The organism is Pseudomonas putida, assembly GCF_003228315.1.
Lineage (GTDB): Bacteria > Pseudomonadota > Gammaproteobacteria > Pseudomonadales > Pseudomonadaceae > Aquipseudomonas > Aquipseudomonas putida_S.
This window is the reverse complement of the sequence record NZ_CP029693.1, coordinates 6,646,636-6,661,734: the sequence shown is the minus strand read 5'-3', so window position 1 is coordinate 6,661,734 and position 15,099 is coordinate 6,646,636. Positions and strand designations below refer to the sequence as shown.

The 15,099-nt window shown below is 62.8% G+C and carries 14 protein-coding genes; 6 read left to right on the top strand and 8 right to left on the bottom strand.

The annotated features are described in order from the left end of the window. Positions 1 to 87 precede the first annotated feature (87 nt). On the top strand, positions 88 to 381 hold the full coding sequence (locus DKY63_RS31315) for a hypothetical protein (RefSeq protein WP_110967680.1): 294 nt from the start codon (positions 88 to 90) through the stop codon (positions 379 to 381). Between the two features lie 705 nt (positions 382 to 1,086). On the opposite strand, the gene fhuF is transcribed toward DKY63_RS31315, so the two are convergent. Next, positions 1,087 to 1,779, bottom strand: coding sequence for a siderophore-iron reductase FhuF (gene fhuF / locus DKY63_RS31310; protein ID WP_110967679.1), 693 nt, complete (start codon positions 1,777 to 1,779; stop codon positions 1,087 to 1,089). 198 nt (positions 1,780 to 1,977) lie between these two features. Here fhuF and DKY63_RS31305 point away from each other — a divergent pair, with 198 nt between their 5' ends. After that, on the top strand, positions 1,978 to 3,681 hold the full coding sequence (locus DKY63_RS31305) for an ABC transporter ATP-binding protein/permease (RefSeq protein WP_110967678.1): 1,704 nt from the start codon (positions 1,978 to 1,980) through the stop codon (positions 3,679 to 3,681). A gap of 132 nt (positions 3,682 to 3,813) precedes the next feature. On the opposite strand, the gene DKY63_RS31300 is transcribed toward DKY63_RS31305, so the two are convergent. Continuing rightward, positions 3,814 to 4,767 carry a LysR substrate-binding domain-containing protein gene (locus DKY63_RS31300; RefSeq protein ID WP_110967677.1) on the bottom strand — a complete coding sequence of 318 codons (954 nt, stop codon included), beginning with the start codon at positions 4,765 to 4,767 and terminating at the stop codon, positions 3,814 to 3,816. A gap of 142 nt (positions 4,768 to 4,909) precedes the next feature. On the opposite strand from DKY63_RS31300, the gene DKY63_RS31295 reads away from it, so the two are divergent. Next, a complete protein-coding gene (locus tag DKY63_RS31295) occupies positions 4,910 to 6,088 on the top strand; it encodes a M20 aminoacylase family protein (RefSeq protein WP_110967676.1) in 1,179 nt (392 codons plus the stop codon). A 41-nt stretch (positions 6,089 to 6,129) separates the two neighbouring features. Further along, positions 6,130 to 7,434, top strand: coding sequence for an MFS transporter (locus tag DKY63_RS31290; protein WP_110967675.1), 1,305 nt, complete (start codon positions 6,130 to 6,132; stop codon positions 7,432 to 7,434). A 142-nt stretch (positions 7,435 to 7,576) separates the two neighbouring features. On the opposite strand, the gene DKY63_RS31285 is transcribed toward DKY63_RS31290, so the two are convergent. The 6 genes from DKY63_RS31285 to DKY63_RS31260 form a co-directional block, all read right to left on the bottom strand. Next, positions 7,577 to 8,899: a purine-cytosine permease family protein gene (locus tag DKY63_RS31285; RefSeq protein ID WP_110967674.1), complete on the bottom strand. Its 1,323-nt coding sequence runs from the start codon at positions 8,897 to 8,899 to the stop codon at positions 7,577 to 7,579. A gap of 111 nt (positions 8,900 to 9,010) precedes the next feature. After that, positions 9,011 to 9,985 (bottom strand): biotin-dependent carboxyltransferase family protein, encoded by a 975-nt coding sequence (locus DKY63_RS31280; RefSeq protein ID WP_110967673.1) that lies wholly within the window; start codon positions 9,983 to 9,985, stop codon positions 9,011 to 9,013. After that, on the bottom strand, positions 9,982 to 10,854 hold the full coding sequence (locus tag DKY63_RS31275) for a 5-oxoprolinase subunit B family protein (protein WP_110967672.1): 873 nt from the start codon (positions 10,852 to 10,854) through the stop codon (positions 9,982 to 9,984). Before DKY63_RS31275 ends, DKY63_RS31280 begins: the two co-directional genes overlap by 4 nt. Next, entirely contained in the window at positions 10,851 to 12,224 is a 1,374-nt protein-coding gene (locus tag DKY63_RS31270; RefSeq protein ID WP_110967671.1) for an acetyl-CoA carboxylase biotin carboxylase subunit, read from the bottom strand. Before DKY63_RS31270 ends, DKY63_RS31275 begins: the two co-directional genes overlap by 4 nt. Positions 12,225 to 12,234: 10 nt before the next feature. Beyond that, on the bottom strand, positions 12,235 to 12,480 hold the full coding sequence (locus tag DKY63_RS31265) for an acetyl-CoA carboxylase (protein WP_110967670.1): 246 nt from the start codon (positions 12,478 to 12,480) through the stop codon (positions 12,235 to 12,237). Positions 12,481 to 12,581: 101 nt separating this feature from the next. After that, complete coding sequence (locus DKY63_RS31260) at positions 12,582 to 13,340, bottom strand: 5-oxoprolinase subunit PxpA (protein WP_110967669.1); 759 nt, start codon at positions 13,338 to 13,340, stop codon at positions 12,582 to 12,584. Between the two features lie 141 nt (positions 13,341 to 13,481). On the opposite strand from DKY63_RS31260, the gene DKY63_RS31255 reads away from it, so the two are divergent. Continuing rightward, positions 13,482 to 14,399, top strand: coding sequence for a LysR family transcriptional regulator (locus DKY63_RS31255; protein WP_110967668.1), 918 nt, complete (start codon positions 13,482 to 13,484; stop codon positions 14,397 to 14,399). Between the two features lie 166 nt (positions 14,400 to 14,565). Next, complete coding sequence (locus DKY63_RS31250; protein WP_110967667.1) at positions 14,566 to 15,060, top strand: PaaI family thioesterase; 495 nt, start codon at positions 14,566 to 14,568, stop codon at positions 15,058 to 15,060. Positions 15,061 to 15,099 lie beyond the last annotated feature (39 nt).

The window sequence follows — 15,099 nt, the reverse complement described above, 5'->3', positions numbered from 1 at the left end:
TCATGGAGCGATTCATTTCTGAAGCCCGGACGCCTGCCTTCGAGCGGATCAGTCGGGACAATCGGAAATCGCAAGGGAGGTATGCCAATGCACGGCTATGGAATGGTGGGAGACCTGCTCCATCTAGCCCTTTATTTACTGAGCATCGGCTTTTGGGCGTTTTTCTGGATCGTCTGCATGTTCAACGCCAAGCGCGGCTTGAAAAGACGACTGGGCGCCCATGCGCTGCTGATCGGCCTGCTGTTTTTTCCGGTGTTGCCCGCGACGGTGGTCGGTGGCGCGCTGATCGCCTTCGGCATCGAAAGCCTGGTCTGGAGCCTGTGCATCGCCGGCGTGGGACTGCCGCTGGCGGGGCTGGGGTTTGTCCGTCGTTATGCCTGAATCGCCGCAGTTCCCGAAACGCCGCTGATTGCCCCAATTCCTGTAGGAGCGAGCCTGCTCGCGAAGCGGTGTGTCAGGAGCCATGGATGTTGAATGTGCCGGCCTCATCGCGGGCAAGCCCGCTCCCACAGGTTGGGTGTGTGTCCGCAAAATCCGTGAACGCCACAAATCACTGTGGGAGCTGGCTTGCCAGCGATGAGGGAGTGTCAGTCGACATCATCACTGACTGACCCGACGCCATCGCGGGCAAGCCCGCTCCCACAGGTTGGGTGTGGGTCCGCAAAATCCGCGAGCAACACAAATCACTGTGGGAGCTGGCTTGCCAGCGATGAGGGAGTGTCAGTCGACATCATCATTGACTGACCCTACGCCATCGCGGGCAAGCCCGCTCCCACAGGTTTAGTGTGTTTCCGCAATATCCGTGAGCAACACAAATCACTGTGGGAGCTGGCTTGCCAGCGATGAGGGAGTGTCAGTCGACATCATCATTGACTGACCCTACGCCATCGCGGGCAAGCCCGCTCCCACAGATTTAGTGTGTTTCCGCAATATCCGTGAGCAACACAAATCACTGTGGGAGCTGGCTCGCCAGCGATGAGGGAGTGTCAGTCGACATCATCATTGACTGACCCATCGCAATCGCGGGCAAGCCTGCTCCCACAGGGGATCTTCAGTGGATACAGGGTTTGTGTGTTGTCGAGGGGTTCAATCGCCCTGGTAGATGTAATGCAGGTAACTCACCTGCTCGGCCACTGGCAGGCGGTGCAGCTTGGGGCAGGATTCGCACAATACCGGCGGTTCGCCTTCGACCGGCGCGTGCAGTTGGTAATGCAGGCAGCAATGCCGACGCAAGGGTAGCTGGGGGACAATCTGTGGCGCGGGCGATTCGACCGTGCGTTGCAGGCTTCGCAATTTCAGCCGTCCGTTATTCACGATCACCTGCTCCAGCCATTGGTGGGCCTCGGCAAATCCGTCCCGGGACAGTTCGGCGTCCATCCGGGTGAAGGCGCCATCCCAGATCGCGACCATGTTGCCCCACAGGATCTTCGGCGCCAGGCCTCCGGCCGCGGCCAGGGTGGCAAACAACGGGGTCAGGTGCTCGTGGATCAAGCGCGACCAATAGGCTGCACGGTCTTGCGGCGCCAGTGTTGCGGGCTGGGCGATCAACCCGACGGCCTGGGGCGAACCGTGATCATCGTGCAGCAGCACGGCCTCCCCATTCCAGAAATCGATCGCGCCATCACAGGTAAGGACGCTGGCGAACGCCGCTGGCATAACGATGCTCATGTAGTTCATCGACCACTGCGAAACCACGGCCGCGCTGTTCACCCCCGGATACAGCAGGGCAAACCGCGTCAGCAAGGGTTGTAGTACCGCAGGGTCGGCAAGTCGGTTCAAGGGGATTGCAGGTTGATCGCAGGGTTCACGCTGGATGACCCGCTTAATCGGCGGCCAGGCCTCGTTGAGCCATTCTGGAAATTCGATAACGGGACTCCCGTGACTATCGCTATTGAATGCAAACGATTAGCATTGGCTGATCGTATCCTCCCTCACTTGCAAACTCAACGTCGCTAGCGACCGGGCCATCACGACCTCATGCAAACACTCCGCAATTTCTGGCGTCTCGCAGGGCCCTTCTGGGCCTCGGAAGAAAAGTACCCGGCGTTGCTGTTGCTGGTGGCCACCGTGGTGATGACCCTGTGCCTGGTGGGGGTCAACATCCTCACCAACTTCTGGAACCTGCACTTCTACAACGCCTTGCAGGCGCTGGATTACCACGGTTTCATCGTCGGCAGCGTGCAGTTCATCCTGCTGCAGATCGGCACCGCCGCCTTCACCGTCGCCGCGTTTCACTTCCAGCAGAAGCTGACGCTGCGCTGGCGTCGCTGGTCCACCCATAACCTGCTCGGACAATGGCTGGGCAGCCAGCGCTACCAGAAGCTCAAGCTGACCGAGACCGACGTCGACAACCCCGACCAGCGGATTGCCGAAGACATCGACCTGTTCATCGTCAAATCGCTGAAGCTGACTTTGGGCTTGTTGACCTCGGTGGTCTCGCTGTTTTCCTTCCTGCATATCATCTGGCAGGCCTCCAGCCTGGTCAGCGTGCCGCTCGCCGGGGACGATGTGGTCATTCCCGGGTTGCTGGTGTGGATCGCTATTGTCTACGCGCTGGCGGGTACGGGGCTGGCGTTCTGGCTGGGGCGCGCGTTGCCACGGCTGAACTTCATGCAGCAGCGGCGCGAAGCGGACTTCCGTTTTTCGCTGATGCGCCTGCGGGAGAACGCCGACTCGGTGGCCCTGTACAAGGGCGAGGCCGTGGAAAACCTGCGCTTCAATCAACGCCTGGAGGCCGTGCTGGAGAACTTCTGGGCCCTGGTGAAAAAGCAGAAGCTGATCATGGGTTACTCGACCTTCTACCTGCGCAGCGCCACGGTTATCCCGATGTTCATCATGGCGCCACAGTTCTTCGCCGGTGCCTTCCCCCTCGGCCGCCTGACCCAGATCAGCGCCGCCTTCGGCGAAGTGCACTCGGCCATCGCCTATCTGGTGGAGGTGTTCCCGGAACTGTCGGCGTGGAAATCGGTGATCGACCGGTTGATCGGTTTCCAGGAACGCCTGGACAAGGTCGAGGTCACGTCGAATGTGGTCGAAGGGCATCAGGCCGACGGCCTGGAAATCAAGGATCTGGACATCTGGCTGCCCAGCGGCCGGCGCCTGTTCGATGGCTTCAACCTGTCACTCAAGCCCGGTGACAGCCTGCTGATCAGCGCACCGTCCGGCTACGGCAAGTCGACTTTCATCCGCACTGTCACCGGGCTCTGGCCCCACGCAAGCGGCTCTGCCAGCTACGACCGCGGGCGTGCCCTGACCCTCTCGCAAAAACCTTACCTGCCACTGGGCAGCCTGCGCGAAGCCCTGTGGTACCCCATGCCCCCGGATCGCGAGGCAGACAGCGCCCTGCGTTTGCTGATGCAGCAAATCGGCCTGCAACACCTGAGCGAACAGCTGGATCGGGAACACGACTGGTCGCAGACCCTGAGCGTCGGCGAACAGCAACGCCTGGCCTTCGTCCGCGCCCTGCTCGCCCGCCCTGCGGTGCTGTTTCTCGACGAGAGCAGTTCAGCGCTGGACGCGGCGAACGAAGCGCGCTGCTATCAATTGCTCAAGCAGACTTTGCCGGACACGATACTGATCAGCGTCGGGCATAACGCTTCGCTGGAGCGTTTTCACTGGCAGGTGCTGGAATTGCAAAGCGAGGCGCGGTGGTTGCATCGCAGGGTTGAGCAGCCGGTTTGAACCTTTACTGAAGATCAAAACCTGTAGGAGCGAGCCTGCTCGCGATGGACGCCAGAACACCGCGGGGAGTCAGGCAGCCAGCGTTATCGTTGACGACCATCGCGAGCAGGCTCGCTCCTACAGGGGGCCCCCTCAAATCAACAAATCCAGCGTATCGAACAACTCCACATCCTCCGCCCGCGCCGAACGCGCCCGACGGCGGATGACCTGGAACAGGCAATCGACGAAGCATTGCGCGGCGACACCCAACTGGGCATTGCGCGGGGTGACGATGCCGATGGTGTCGGTGGCGAAGGATTCCGCCAGCGCCAGGCGCGCCACTCGTTCGCGGTAGATCGGCACGGTGAGCATCGGCTCCGGGAAGTAGCTGAGCATGTCGGTCTGTTCGATCATCGATAAGGTCAGCTGCGGCGAATGCGCGCGGTGGATGTGCTGCATGTCGATCTGCGCGCCGTGTTGCCAGAACAGCTCGGTCATCAGGCCTTCGTGGCTGGCATCGGGGTAATTGACCACCCAGTCCTGGTCCAGCAGTTCGTGGATGGAGCGGCTGTCACGGCGGGGATGACCGTGGCGGGCGACCACGGCCATGCGGTAGGCACAGATCGGTTCGCAGACGAATTCCGGGCGCGGCAGCAACGAAGACACCAGCCCCACCGCAAACTCCATGGTGCCGTCGCGCAAGCGCGGCAAGGTCACCGCCATCAAGCCTTCGAAGACTTCCAGGCGCACACGGGGCATGCGTTGGCGGAACAGCGTGACGACTTCGGGCAACAGGGTCATGCCCATCCATGGCGAGATGCCCAGGCGCAAATGCCCTTCGGCCTGATCGCTCAGGTGCGCCAACTCCAGTTGCGCACGCTCCAGTTGGCTGAGCATCTGTCGCGCATGCTGCAACAGCGACTGGCCGTATTGGGTCAGGACGACCCCGCTGGCGTTGCGTACCAGCAGCGGCAATTGCAGCTGTTCTTCCAGCTCACGCAGGGCCTTGGCCACCGCCGTCTGCGAGACGTCCAGTTGCCGCGCCGCCGCGCGAATACTGCCGCAGTCCGCAATCATCACCAGCGCGCGCAATTGATGCAGCTTCATCCTTTCCTCCGGTCTCCCTGAGTGTAAACCCTGGGTTTTCAGCCCCGCTTTTTTGCGACTGCCGCGGCCTTCGCCAACTCATTAGGATCGCAGGGTATCAGTCGAACCTCCAAAAACGACCCATAAAAACGAGGAATTTTTGATGCTCAACCTGCCTGCCCTGCCCGGCATTCGCGCGCTCGAAGACGAGATGATCGCCCTGCGCCGGCACATCCACGCCCACCCGGAACTGAGCTTTGAGGAGTTCGCCACCGCCGATCTGGTGGCGGGCAAACTCACCGAGTGGGGCTATGAGGTGCATCGTGGCATGGGCGGCACCGGGGTGGTCGGGCTGCTGCGCAACGGTCAGGGCAAGAAGATGATCGGCCTGCGTGCCGACATGGACGCCCTGCCGATCATCGAGCAGACCGGCCTGCCCTATACCAGTCGTCACGAAGGGGTGATGCACGCCTGCGGTCACGACGGTCATACGGCGATGTTGCTGGCGGCGGCCAAATATCTGGCCGAAAGCGGCGAGTTCGACGGCGCGCTGGTGGTGATTTTCCAGCCTGCCGAAGAAGGCGATGGCGGTGCGCAGCGCATGCTCGATGACGGGTTGTTCGAGCGGTTCCCCTGCGATGCGGTGTTCGCGATGCACAACATGCCGGGGCTGCCGGTAGGCAAGCTGGGCTTTTTGCCGGGGCCGTTCATGGCCTCCACCGACACGGTGACCATTCGCATCGATGGCGTCGGCGGTCACGGCGCCATGCCGCACAAGGCGGTGGATCCGGTGCTGGCGGGATCGGCCATCGTCATGGCGTTGCAGAGCATCGTCGCGCGCAATGTCGACCCGCTCGACACCGCCGTGGTCACCGTCGGCGCGTTCCACGCCGGGATCGCCGCCAATGTGATTCCCGATCACGCCGAGTTGCAGTTGAGCGTGCGCGCGCTCAAGGCCGAAGTGCGTGACGAGCTGATTGCCCGCATCACCGACGTGGCGCAATCCCAGGCGGCGAGTTTCGGCGCCCGTGCCACCGTCGATGTCGATGAAGCCCAACGTTTTCCTGCGCTGTTCAATCACCCCGACAGCACCGCATTCGCCCGGCAGGTGGCAGTGGACTGGGTCGGTGAAGACGGGCTGATTCGCGACATGAAACCGCTGACCGGCAGCGAGGATTTCGCCGTGATGCTTGAGCGTTGCCCCGGCTGCTACCTGCTGATCGGCAATGGTGACGGTGAAGGCGGCTGCATGGTGCATAACCCCGGCTACGACTTCAACGACGACTGCCTGGCGACGGGTGCCAGCTATTGGGTTCGGCTGGTGGAAACCTTCCTGGCCTGATTCGCGCTCGACTAACGCCCTCGTCTTCTGGAGTTCGCCTCATGTCCACTCCCGCTTCTACCGCCATGCCGGCTGCCACTGCGGTGCGTCGCCCGATCGGTGCGCGCGCCATCGCCGCCATCACCATCGGCTCCGGCCTAGAGTTCTACGATTTCTCGGTCTATAGCTTTTTCGCCACCCTCATCGGCCGGCAGTTCTTCCCGGTCGAGAGCACGCTGGGGCAGTTGCTGCTGTCGCTGGCGACCTTCGGCGTCGGCTTCGGCATGCGCCCCATCGGCGGGCTGGTGCTGGGCGCCTACGCCGACCGGGTCGGGCGCAAGCCGGCGATGATGCTGACCTTGTGGTTGATGGCCCTGGGTTCGCTGCTGTTCGCCATCGCGCCGACCTATGCGCAAATCGGCATCGCCGCGCCGGTGATCATCGTGTTGGCGCGACTGATACAGGGCTTCGCCATTGGCGGTGAAGTCGGTGCCTCGACCGCAATGCTGATGGAATATGCCGACGATAAAAGTCGCGGCTTCTATGGCAGCTGGCAGTTGTTCAGCCAGGGGCTGAGCTTTCTGCTCGGCGCGCTGGTGGCCCTGGCCCTGAGTTCGAACCTGTCACCCGAAGCGCTGGAAAGCTGGGGTTGGCGGCTGCCGTTCGCGCTGGGGCTGCTGGTGATTCCGATCGGTGTCTACATTCGCCGTCATCTCAAGGAGACCGCCGATCAAGCCGCACCTGACAGTCAGGCAACGTCCGGCCTGCGTGCGATCTTCACGCGCTATCGTCGAACGGTGCTGACCGGCGTGCTGTTGGTGATTGGCAGCACGGCCTCCAGCTACATCGTGCTGGACTACATGACCAACTACACGGTTACGGTGCTGCACCTGCCGATGAAGATGGGCACTACGGCGGCCTGTCTGGGGGCGCTGGTGCAGATCAGTTTGTCGATCTGGGCGGGTCGGCTGAGTGACCGCATCGGTCGTCGCCGCACGGTTGCCCTGGGCGCGATTCCGATGCTGTTGCTGATCTATCCGGCGTTCATGCTGATGAATCAGTACCCCACGCTGGTTACGCTGCTGGCGGTTTCGTTGGTCACTACGCTGTTGCTGGTGTTGATCACCGTGCCGACGCTGGTGCTGGTGACGGAGCTGTTTCCGCGCGCGATCCGGGCCACCGGGTTGTCGATTGTCTATTGCCTGGGGGTGTCGGTGTTTGGCGGTTTTGCGCAGTTTTTTGCGACAGGGTTGATTGGGTTGACGGGGAATAACAATGCGCCGGCGTTGTATGTGATGGGGTGTTTGGGACTGACGCTGGTGGGGTTGGCTATGGCCAGGGAGACGGCTGGCAAGACCCTTGATTGATTCGGGTTGGTGTACATATCCGTCCCTGTAGGAGCGAGCATGCTCGCGATGGACGCCAGGACACCGTGGGGTGTCAGGCAGCCAGCGTTATCGTTGACGACCATCGCGAGCATGCTCGCTCCTACAGGGGATTGGGTACGCCCTATTCCGCCAGGCCCACCTGCATCCGCCCGCGATAACCCAACCCCGCTTGCAACCCGAACGCCACAACCACCGTGGCCGGCGCGGAGAAGCTGCTCAAACCACTACCGGCAAACATCAACGCCAGCCCCAGTGCCGTGGCTCCGAACCAGGCCGTCAGGCCTACCGGATTGAACGTCGCTACCCGTTCCAGCGCCGATGCGTCATACCGTCCATAGACAATCTGCGCCAACGCCACACCGACCCAGGCCACCACGAAAATCCCCTGATAGGCCAGCGCCTTGAGCAGGTACGCAAACACATCCGCCAGCATCAGCCCGTAGACAATCACCCCCACTGCCAGCGCCCACACCAGGTACGAGGCGCGCAGGCCGAAGCGGGCAAAGAACGCCTGCATGTTCAGGGTCGCCAGGTAGTAGTTCGCGGTGTTGATCCGGGTTTGCGTGGCCCAGACGAACAGCAGCCCCCACAGGCCCATCATCTGCAAAATTGCCATGACCACCGACACTTCGTTCAACGCGCCTTCGTGGGGAATGCTGCTGACCAGGTAGATGCCTGCCGCACCGTTGAGCAGGAAGGTCACGGCGTAGAACGGCATGCCGAAGTTCCAGCGGCCGTGATACTCGGCATCTTCGGGTTTGCCGAAACGGGCGTAGTCGAAGGTGAACAGCATCAGGATCCACACGCCCATGTACGCCACGAAGCAGTCCCACCAACCATAGGCGCTTGGCGTTGCCGGGCCGAAATCCAGCCACTGCGGCTGGTAGCCATAACGGCTGATCGACAGCCCCACCGCCACCAGCAAACCGCCGAGGTACACCGGCAGCAGCACGCCGTTGAGCTTGTCCAGCCAGTGCTGCACGCTGCCCAGGATCATCGGCACGCTGTACAGCACCACCAGCAACGCCGCCAGCGGGTACACCAGTTCCGGGTACAGGTGATTGAGTGCCACGGCGATCACCGAGCCTTCGAACACCGCGTAGTAGATCGCCGTGGAGAAGAAGATCAGGGTCGCCAGGCAAGCACCGGTGCTGCCGAACAGCAGCCGTGAAAACAGCGCCACCGACAGGCCGCTGCGTGCTGCAAAGCGACTGAGGATGCTGTTGACCAGCCCGTAGCTGATCACCGACAGCAGCATGCCGATCAGCGCATTGCGCGCGCCATAAGACAACGCCAAAGAGGCGCCCACGACGATGTAGAACATCGCGCTGCACACCGCCCACCAGGCCATGGTCAGTGACAGTCGGCCCATGCGGGCGTTGCTTGGAACGGGGTGGTTGGCCGGGTCTTGCCCGGTTTGACTCGATTGCGATAAAGCAGCCATGTGCGTGAACTCCAGAACCAGTCAAAGGTTGAAGCGCGGGCAGCCGCCACCGCACCGAAGTGCGGCGTTGGCTCACCTTTTGGCTTTACCCGCGCCGTGCGGCGGGCAGTATCAGGAAGGGAACAGCTTGCTCAGGCAGCTGAGTTTTTTCTTGTAGGAACGTCGCGCTTCCAGCGCTTCTTCGAGGGTCACCGCCACGAAACGGGCTTTCTGGTTCGGTTGCATCTGGCCGATCAGGTCGAGGTCGGCGCTGATCACCGTGCCGATCATCGCGTAGCCGCCACCGGATACCGCATCGCGGTGCAGCACGATGGGCTCAAGGCCTGCCGGCACCTGGATCGAGCCGATCGGGTAGCAGCTGTCGACGATGTTCGATGGATCGGACCCGGCACCGAAGGGTTGCTCCCGAGGCTGGAAGCTCAGCGGGCTGCCGCCCTTGAAGCGATAGCCGATGCGATCCGCTTCCGAACCCACCGTCCATGCTTCGGCGAAAAAGCTGTCCGCCGCAGCCGGGGTCAAACGGTCGTAGTACAGCCCCGGCACCACGCGCAGGGTGATCTCGCCACCCAGCGACTGACGCAAGGCCATGGGCAAACTCGCCCCGATACGACCCTTGCCGCTGGCGGCGCCAACCGGCAATTCATCCCCGGCGATAAGGCGACGGCCCTGGAATCCACCGAGCCCACCCAGCGCATAGGTAGACCGACTGCCGAGCACCACCGGCACGTCGATGCCGCCGGCCACGGCCAGATAGGCCCGTGCGCCCGCCTTGGGGAAGTCAAAACGCAGCACCTGTCCGGCTTTCACCTCGAACGCGGTGTCCAGGTGCATGTCCACGCCGTCGACCTTGGGCGTCATGTGCGCGCCGCACACGGCTACCAGTGCGTCCTGCTGGAACTCCAGCTCCGGCCCCAGCAGCGTGCATTCCAGCGCCCCGGAGTTGGCCGGGTTGCCCACCAGTTGGTTGGCCGCGCTCAGGGCGTACTGGTCCAGTGCCCCGGAAGGCGGGATGCCCAGGTGGTAGTAGCCTTCGCGGCCAAGGTCCTGCACCGAGGTGGCCAGACCGGGTTTGAGTACCTTGATCATGCCAGCACCTCCTGCAGCGACTTGGGATAGCCGACCGGGTCGGCGAGAAACGCATCCAGCGAGAACTCCACCGGGCGGATCCGCAGATCGAAGCGCCCGGCCTCGACTTCGGCCACGGCCTGGTCGTATTCCTCGCGGTCCATCGGCTTGAACTGCACGATGTCGCCGGGGCGGAAGAACACCATGTGCTCCTTCAGGTACGCCAGGTTCTGCTGCGGGTCGTAGATCGGTGCCGGGGTGACGCCGAACATCTGGTAGCCACCGGCGCCACGCACCGAGTAGATGCAACCGAAGCAGCCGCCGTGGCCGAGGGTCAGCTTCGGCGTGTCGGTGCGCGGGCGCAGGTACTTGGGCACCTGCAACTGACGTTCGCGCTCGACCATCTGGAACATGAACGGCAGGCCGGCGACGAAGCCGACCATCGAGACGAACCACGGCGCGCCGCTATGTGCAGCGATGAACGCCTCGACGTCGGCCAGGCCGTTGATCCGCGCGGCGTATTCAAGGTCCGTGGCGCTCGGGTCCTGATGCCGGTCGCGAAAACGCATCAGGGTCTCGTGGGTCCAGGGATCGTTGTACAGCACCGGAATCTCGATGATCCGGGTGTGCAAGGTGCGCTCGGCGACGGCCTCGGCTTCAGCGCCTTTGACGGCTTCAAGCAGGTCGGCCGGCGCGATGCGGTCCGGGTCGAAACGGATCTGGAACGAGGCATTGGCCAGGCACACATCGAGCACGCCATCCAGCGCCAGCCGTTCCACCGCGCGGGTCACTGCCATGCCCTTGAAGAAGGCCTCAAGGGACATGCTGTCGCTGACTTCGGCAAACAGGTGCTCGTCGGCGCCAAAGCTGTAGCGAATCGGACTGCTCATGCTTCACCTCCGCTGCGGCGCGCAGCCAGCCAGGTTTCCAGGGTGCCGGTGTGGAAGTCGGCGTTGTGCAGCCAGGGTTGCTCCAGCAATTCGCCGTGCAGCGACAGGGTGCTGGCCATGCCGGTGAGCGTGGTGTGCTCCACGGCGATACGGGCGCGAGCCAACGCTTCATTGCGATCACGACCATGCACGATCAGCTTGGCCAGCAGCGAGTCATAGTAAGGCGGCACCCGGTACCCTTCAAAGAGATGGCTGTCGACCCGCACGCCCTGCCCTTGCGGCCAAACCAGCGATTCGACCAAGCCCGGACTTGGAAAGAAATCCCGTGCCGGATCTTCGGCATTCAAACGCATTTGCAGGGCGGCGCCATTGAGCTGGATATCGCCTTGCTTGAAGCCCAGCGGCTCGCCGCCGGCGATGCGCAACATGGCCTGGACCAGATCGATGCCGGTGATCAGTTCGCTGATCGGGTGCTCCACCTGGATCCGCGTGTTCATCTCGATGAAGAAAAACTCGCCGGTGACATCGTCGTACAGATACTCCAGGGTGCCGGCGCCCTTGTAGCCCAGGGCTTCGGTCAGGCGTACGGCGCTGGCGCACAGCGTCTCTCGCTGTTGCGCATTGAGGACTGGCGACGGCGCCTCTTCAAGAATCTTCTGCCGGCGACGCTGCAGCGAGCACTCGCGCTCGAACAGGTGCACCGCGTGCTGACCATCGCCCAGCACCTGCACTTCGATGTGCCGGGCCTTGCCGATGAAGCGCTCCAGATACACCGCGCCATTGCCGAAGGCCGCCTGGGCTTCACGCTGGGAACGGGGGAACTCTTCGGCAAGTTGCTGGGCGTTTTCCGCCAGGCGAATGCCGCGTCCGCCGCCACCGGCCGAGGCTTTGATCAGCAACGGGAAGCCAACGGATTCGGCAGCCTTGAGCGCCGACTCGACGTCGAACAACTCATCCGGGGAACCGGGCACCACCGGTACGCCGGCTGCTTGCGCGGTGCGCCGGGCTTCGGCCTTGTCGCCCATGCGCCGAATGGTGTCGGCGCTGGGACCGACGAAAATCGCACCGGCGGCGACCACCGCTTCGGCGAAATCGGCGTTCTCCGAGAGAAAGCCGTAGCCCGGGTGGACCGCATTGGCGCCGGTGGTTTGCAAGGCGCCGAGCAAGGCCTCGACGTTCAGGTAACTCTTGTCGGCGCGGGCCGGGCCGAGGACGTGTACCTCGTCAGCCATGCGCGCGGCCATGGAATCAACGTCGGCCTCGCTGCACGCGGCAACGGTGGGAATCCCCAGTTCCTTGGCCGCACGGATGATCCGCACGGCAATCTCGCCCCGGTTGGCGATCAGCAATTTACGAATGGCTTGAGTCATGGTCGTGCCCTCACGCGTCGTCGAGTGTGGCGATGACCTGACCCGGCTCCACCGGATCCCCGTCTTCGACCATAAACGCGCTCAGGCGACCCGCCCTGCCGGCAGTCAGTTCGGAAAACTGCTTCATGACCTCGATCAGGCCAACCACGGTGTCGGCACTGACTTCAGCGCCCGGCTCGACGTAGTTCGGCGAGTCCGGGGTGGCCTTGCGGTAGAAGGTGCCCGGCAACGGAGTGATAACGGTTTGTTCGGCCATGTCTGTTCCTCTTGGAATAGTTGTAGAAAGGCAGGCAAAAATGAATCGGTGTTTGATCCCTGGCTTCTCTGTGCCTGGTTTTATTAGGGGTGATTTGGGGCTTAGCGCGGTGCGCGAACCTTGATCCCCGCATCATCCAGTGCCTTGCGCGTGGCCTCGACCAAGGCCAGAGCCCCCGGTGTATCGCTGTGCAGGCAGATGGAATCGAATTCGATCGCCAGGTCCTCGCCCTCGACGGTGCGCACCACGCCTTCCTGACAGGCACGCAGCACCCGCGCCGCCACTTGCGCCGGGTCGTAGGCACGCACGTTGCGGGTAAAGACGATGGAGCCACTGAGGTCGTATTCGCGGTCGGCGTAGAACTCGCGGATCACCGGTTGGCCGAGTTCTTTGGCGACACGCCAGATCACCGAGTTGGGCATGCAATACAGCAACAGTTCGGGCTCCAGGCGCTGCAGGTTTTCCACCAGCAGGCGGGCCGCTTCCTCGTCCCGGGCCAGGTGCATGTACAGCGCGCCGTGGGGTTTGATGTGTTGCAGGGTGACGCCTTGAACCCGGGCCAGTTCACGCAGGGCGCCGAGCTGATACAGCATGTCGTCCACCAGCTCCTGGGCCGGTGCATTGATGTGGCGGCGACCGAAACCGACCAGGTCACGGAAGCCCGGATGGGCACCGACGGCCACGCCCAGGCGCTTGGCCTGCTCGACGGTACGGCGCATGGTGCCGGGGTCGCCGGCATGGAAACCGGTGGCGACGTTGGCGGTGCTGATGAAGCCCATCAGCTCGTTGTCGACGCCATCGCCGATGGTCCACGGGCCGAAGCCTTCGCCCATGTCCGAATTGAAATCTACTGCCTGCATGACGCTTGCTCCTGACGCTTGTGACTTCATGCAGGCCACGTTAAATTCCAGCCGACCCCTTGGGAAGATCTATTATCAGATAGGCCATCTTCTGAAAAACAGATAGCCCTTAAAACAGATACCTCGTCTACCGGAGCATTCATGTCACTGACCCTGCGCCAGGTCCGCTACTTCGTCGCCACCGCCGAGATCGGGCAAATCTCGCAAGCGGCGATTCATTTGAATATTTCCCAGTCAGCGGTGACCACCGCGATCAAGGAGCTGGAAGGCATGCTCGGCGCCCTGCTGTTCCAGCGCTCGGCCCAGGGCATGAGCCTGACCGACGCCGGACGGCATTTTCTCAATCGCGCCTACGTGATTTTGCGCAGCGTCGACGACGCCCTGAACAGCCCGCTGCCCGACGTGCGCGCCAGCGGCCTGCTGCGCGTGGCGGCCAGTTACACAGTGATCGGCTACTTCCTGCCGCACCATCTGCAACGGCTGGAACACTGGCACCCGGACGTGGCCATTGAAGTGCATGAGCGGGAACGCCAGGCCATCGAGCAAGGGTTGCTGGAAGGCCAGTTCGACATGGCGGTGGTGCTCACGGCGAACCTCACGCACCCGGACATCGTCTCCGAAACCCTGTTCAACTCCGAACGCCGGCTATGGCTACCCAGCCATCACCCGCTGTGCGAGCGCTCGTCCGTGAGTCTGGCCGATGTGGCCAGGGAGCCGTTCATCCTGCTGACCGTCGACGAAGCCGAACAGAGCGCCATGCGTTATTGGGAACATGCCCATCAGCAACCGAATGTGCGGGTGCGCACCAGTTCCGTGGAGGCAGTGCGCAGCATGGTGGCCAACGGCAGCGGCGTGGCGATCCTTTCCGACCTGGTGCACCGCCCGTGGTCGCTGGAAGGCAAACGCATCGAAACCGTGACCATCACTGACAAGGTCACCCCCATGAGTGTTGGCCTGGCCTGGCACCGCGAGCGGGAATTGAGCCCGGCGATGCATGCGTTTCGCAATTACTTCCATGATGCGTTTCTGGCCCCGCAGCAGCATTCGGCGCGGCGTTGAGGGCAGGAAAAGAACACTGTAGGAGCGAGCCTGCTCGCGATGGCGGACGGTCAGTCACAACATCGTTGCCTGACACTCTGCCATCGCGAGCAGGCTCGCTCCCACAGTGGTTTCATTGTTCAATGCTTTACCCGTTTGGCTTTTCAATTTTAAGGATGAACCTGACATGTCCACCCTCGACACATCCCTGCAAGACACCGCCGCACCAGACGGCGTTTGCTACGGCTGCGGCGGCCGCAACCCCCACGGGCTGCACATCAAGAGTTACTGGCACGAAGACGGCGTGCACGTCGTGGCCGAGCATGTGCCGGACGACAAATATTGCGGCTGGCCGGACCTGGTCTACGGCGGCCTGATCGCGATGCTGGTCGACTGCCATTCCAACTGGACTGTCATGGCCTATCACTACCGCGCCGAACAGCGCGAAGTCGCCAGCCTGCCGCGCATCAACTGCGTCACCGGCAACCTGGGCATCAAGTTCATCAAGCCGACCCCCATGGGCGTGCCGTTGACCCTGCGGGCGAAGGTGGACGGTGAGGTCGGGCGCAAGACCCGGGTGATCTGCGAAGTCTTTGCTGGCGATGTGCTCACGGCGGTGGGCGACTCGGTGTTTGTCCGGGTCGATACCGAACAATTGGCTGACGCGGCGCACGGCCGATAGGCCCGCAGCATCCCCACCCACTGGGGAATTTGCCCCGCA